Genomic DNA, 4,271 nt, shown 5'->3' with positions numbered 1-4,271 from the left:
TCGGGCGCGGACCGCGACTGCCGTGCCCGTCATGCTGCTGGGTTTTAGCGTGCAGCCCGCTCCAGGCGTGCACGGTCACGGTCCTTGGCCAGTGCGGCATACACGCTGCCGTGTCCGCGCCGGTGCAGCGGATCCAGCGACAGGTGCGGCAACGAGAGCACCAGCCCGGCGGCCAGCACGGCATCGGCGAGCTCGAACAATGCATCCGAGCGACGGGTGAAGCAGCCCATCAGCTCCTGCCGGAACACCGCCAGGCAGGCCACCCCTTGGCGAGATGGGTTCGGTAAGAGCACACTCGAAACGACGGCCACCACACACCTCCGGGCACTTGGTCGTACTCGGAGCATCGCGCGGTGGCCGTTCCACGTCGAAAACCACCCGTCACCTACACCGCCGAGGCCCGCCAGCGCGCGAGAGGGACCCGCGCCGCGGTGCCGGCCAAGCAGAGCCGCGCCGCGCCGCGCTGGAGCGGTTGTCCCCAGGGTGGCCGCTGAAGCAGGTGAGCAATCCGTTCCAGCTGGAGGTACACCACGCCATCGATGCCGGCAGTGACGTCGATGGCGGAGGCGCGGATCTGCCTGAGCTGCCGATATACGTACAACGCGACCATGACCGAGCACTGGGCGCGGTGGTGAAGCGGGCCAGGGCCGGGAGCAGTCAGATCGCGGTACTGGTGGGCGGATCCTCCACCGGCAAGACCCGAGCATGTTGGGAGGCGCTAGCCCCGTTGCGACAGTAGCGTGGCGTTGACCGAGTCGACTTTCGGCTAGGCGATCGACAGTCTGCTTGGTATTCGGCGACCGCTTTCGGGGTCGAGGCCCTTGAGAACATCGAGTGAAGCCTGAACCGCGAGCACACCTCGACGTTAACCACTCACCCGAAGAACGGTGATTACCTCAGGCGCATCGACAGATGGCGCGTATCTTTCCCTCGAGCCGAAGGCGGCCCGGAAAACCTGCTTCCCGCGCGGGTGCGCAGTACCCCCACCCCTCGGCAGACCAGGTAGATGGTGAAGGAGATGGTGGTGACGTACGGGCTGATCGGGATGCTGCTGCCCAGCGCCAGCAGGATGCCACCCAGTATCGAGGTGAGAGCGAACACGACGCTGAGCAGCGTGACCAAGCCCGGTGAGGCGCTGATCCGCATGGCCGCCGCGGCGGGGGTGACGAGCAGGGCGAGCACCAGCAGCGCGCCCACGACCTGGATGGAAACGGCCACCGACAGACCAAGAAGAACCATGAAGACGGAGGACAGCGCCCGGACCGGAACGCCCCTGGCGGCGGCGACATCGGGATCCAGGCTGGCGAACGTGAGAGGCCGCCAGAGCACGCAAAGACCCATCAAGACCACCACGCAGGTACTGATCAACCAGGTCATCTGCACCGTGTCGACCGCGACGATCTGACCGGTCAACAACCCGAACTTGTTCGCCGCCCGCCCCTTGTACAGGGCCAGGAACAGCACCCCCAGACCGAGACCAAACGGCATCAACACCCCGATGATCGAATTGCGGTCCCGAGCACGTACCCCCAGAGCGCCAATGATCAGCGCCGCGACGATCGAGCCGGCCAGGGAGCCCGCGGCGACGTTCACACCGACCAGCAACGCCGCGGAGGCGCCGGCGAAGGAGAGCTCCGCGACACCGTGCACGGCGAAGGCGAGATCACGCATCATGACGAAGGTGCCGATGATGCCACCCACCAGGCCCAGCATCGCTCCTGCGACAAGAGAGTTACGGACCAGGAACAACAACTCGCCGTAGTTGTCGTAGTTGAAGATCTGCTGCCAGATATCGCCGGTCATGCTGGAGGCTCTCCGCCGTGGTCGTAGGAACCCGGGGCACCCACGACCACGAACCTGCCGCGGACCCGAAGCACCTCCACCGGGCTTTCGTACAGGTCGGACAAGGTCTGGGAGGTCATGACCTCCTCAGGGGCGCCGATGAGGAACCGTCCCCCGGCGAGGTAGAGCACCCGATCGACCATCTCCAGGATCGGGTTGATCTCATGCGTGACGAACACCACCGAGGTGGCGCAGGAACGCCGTCGCGCGTCCACCAGACCGGCCACCACCTGCTGGTGGTGCAGATCCAGCGACAGCAAAGGCTCGTCACAGAGCAAAATGGCCGGGTCGGTGGCGAGGGCCTGAGCAACGCGCAGCCGTTGCTGCTCACCGCCCGACAGCGAAGCGAGGGGAACGTCGGCGAACGCCGTAGCGCCCACGGCCTCCAGGAGCTCCTCCACTCGCCGTCGCGAGCGCCGCCCGTCGACGGAAAAACCCCAGCGGTGCCCGTCCACGCCGAGCCGGACCAGGTCACGGCCCCGCAGCGGGGTCTGCGCGGCGACGGCCCGCTGCTGCGGGATGTACCCGATCAGATCGCTCCCCCGGCGAACCGGCCGCCCGCCCACCGTCAAAGTGCCCGCCGACAGCGCCTGCTGACCGAGAAGGACGCGCAGGAAACTGGTCTTACCCGACCCGTTCGGTCCCAGGACCGCGACGAACTCGCCGCGTCGCAGGTCCAGGTCCAGGCCCCGCCACAGGATCCGATCGCCGTAGGCGAGCCCCGCGCCGACCAGGCTCAGCGTGACGTCGCCGTCGCCCGTCACCTCCCCGCGACGCGAAGCCGCGACGTCAACGGGGCCGGTCATGTCGCGAGAGCGGCTTGCAGAGCATCGAGGTTGGCGGTCATCCAGCCGATGTAGTCCTCGCCCTCGGGCAGGGTCTCGGTGAGCGTCACCACCGGGATGCCGTTGTCCTCGGCCGCCTTCTTGAGCTGCTCGGTCTGCGGCCCGCTCGTCTGCTCGTTGTAGACCAGGGCCTCGACCTTCTTGTCGCTGAGCAGGGCGAGCGTCTCGCGCAGGACCTCGGCAGAGACGTCGTTGCCCTCCTCGATGGCCTCGCTGAACTCCTCAGGAGTGAGGTTCTTCAATCCCGCGGCGTCCAGGACGTACAGCGGGACGGGCTCGGTGATGGCCACCGCGGCGCCGCCCGCATCAGCGGCGATCTTCGCCTCGTGGTCGACCAGCGGCTGGAGCTTGTTCTTGAAGGCGTCCGCATTGGCGGTGAAGGTGGCCGCCGAGGCGGGGTCGGCCTTGGTCAGAGCCGCGGAGATCCGGTCGGCGATCTTGGCGACCGAGGGGAAGTCGTACCAGATGTGTTCGTTGAGTTCGCCGCCGGCGGGTGCCGTCCTGCCGGAGACGGCAACAGCGTTGATGATCTCCGCAGAGGAGTTGCCACTGGATTTGATCATGGTGTCGACGAAGTCGTCGTACCCGCCGCCGTTCTCGACGACGACCTTGGCCTTGGACAGTGCGAGCTGGTTCTGAGTGTTGGCCTCGTAGGAATGCGGGTCCTGCGCGGGATCGGAGATGATCGAGGTCACCGCGACCCTGTCGCCGCCCACCTGCTTGACGATGTCTCCGTAGACGTTGGTCGAGGCCACCACGGTGATGGGCGTCGAAGGCGGCGTGCTTCCGGTCGCCGAGGAGGTGGGCTGCGACGCGGGTGAGGATGACGCGCCGCATCCGGCCATCAGCAGCGCCAGGGCACAGAGAGCGGCGGAACGCATGAGATGCATGCCGGACCTTCCTAGATCAATAACGATTTTCGTTTCAATCTGGTGCTTTGGTGGACAACCCTGTAGAAAGTGAAAACCATTGTCAAGCCGGAGTGATGATCAACATGTCAGAGCCACCCCGGTGGCACACCCGACTCCGCGCAGCCGGCATCCGGGCAACGCGAAAACGCGTACTGGTACTGGAAGTGCTGACCGCCGAAAACGGCCCGACCACAGCCCGAAAGCTGCACACCGGACTCCTGGCGCGAGACAAGGCAATCGGCCTGACAACCGTCTACCGCGCCCTGTCCTCACTCGTGGACGCAGGCCTCGCACACGCCTTCACCCAGGCAGGCGAAACCACCTACCGACTCTGCGGCCCCACTCGGCACCACCACCTGATCTGCCGCATCTGCGGACTCGTCACAGAACAAGGAACAGAGGAGCGAGTGGACGGCTTCCAGGTCGAGGAGGTGTACGGCATCTGCGGCAACTGCACACCCCTCCCCTGACCGATCGGTCACAGGAAGACGAACCTCGCCCTGCACCCGGCAAGAGGGCCAAGCGGACAAGACCATCACCAACATCACAGACCGGAGAGCGGGAAGGCCACTCCATCCAGCCGACACCCACGACACTGAAGCGATCCGGGTTCGGTGGAGGCTCTACGGGCTGACTCCAGCCGTCGGTTCGGGCTGGTGTTGAGCGTAGTAGA

At 66.1% G+C, this 4,271-nt stretch carries 5 protein-coding genes; 1 reads left to right on the top strand and 4 read right to left on the bottom strand.

All coding sequences use genetic code 11. The features are described from left to right. Window positions 1-44: 44 nt before the first annotated feature. From ACSDR0_RS49520 to ACSDR0_RS49505, 4 genes are all read right to left on the bottom strand, one after another. Entirely contained in the window at window positions 45-263 is a 219-nt protein-coding gene (locus ACSDR0_RS49520; RefSeq protein WP_435295945.1) for a hypothetical protein, read from the bottom strand. A gap of 628 nt (window positions 264-891) precedes the next feature. Further along, a complete protein-coding gene (locus tag ACSDR0_RS49515) occupies window positions 892-1,803 on the bottom strand; it encodes a metal ABC transporter permease (RefSeq protein WP_435295944.1) in 912 nt (303 codons plus the stop codon). Then, on the bottom strand, window positions 1,800-2,648 hold the full coding sequence (locus ACSDR0_RS49510) for a metal ABC transporter ATP-binding protein (protein WP_435295943.1): 849 nt from the start codon (window positions 2,646-2,648) through the stop codon (window positions 1,800-1,802). Before ACSDR0_RS49510 ends, ACSDR0_RS49515 begins: the two co-directional genes overlap by 4 nt. Next, window positions 2,645-3,577 (bottom strand): metal ABC transporter solute-binding protein, Zn/Mn family, encoded by a 933-nt coding sequence (locus ACSDR0_RS49505; RefSeq protein ID WP_435295942.1) that lies wholly within the window; start codon window positions 3,575-3,577, stop codon window positions 2,645-2,647. The genes ACSDR0_RS49510 and ACSDR0_RS49505 overlap by 4 nt, the downstream gene beginning before the upstream one ends. 50 nt (window positions 3,578-3,627) lie before the next feature. Between ACSDR0_RS49505 and ACSDR0_RS49500 the strand changes: the two genes are divergently transcribed. After that, on the top strand, window positions 3,628-4,068 hold the full coding sequence (locus ACSDR0_RS49500; protein ID WP_435295941.1) for a Fur family transcriptional regulator: 441 nt from the start codon (window positions 3,628-3,630) through the stop codon (window positions 4,066-4,068). Window positions 4,069-4,271: the final 203 nt, after the last annotated feature.

The sequence above is a fragment of the Streptosporangium sp. G11 genome, assembly GCF_051192615.1.
GTDB lineage: Bacteria > Actinomycetota > Actinomycetes > Streptosporangiales > Streptosporangiaceae > Streptosporangium.
Note: the sequence above shows the minus strand (reverse complement) of the source record. Positions and strands in the feature narration are given on the sequence as shown.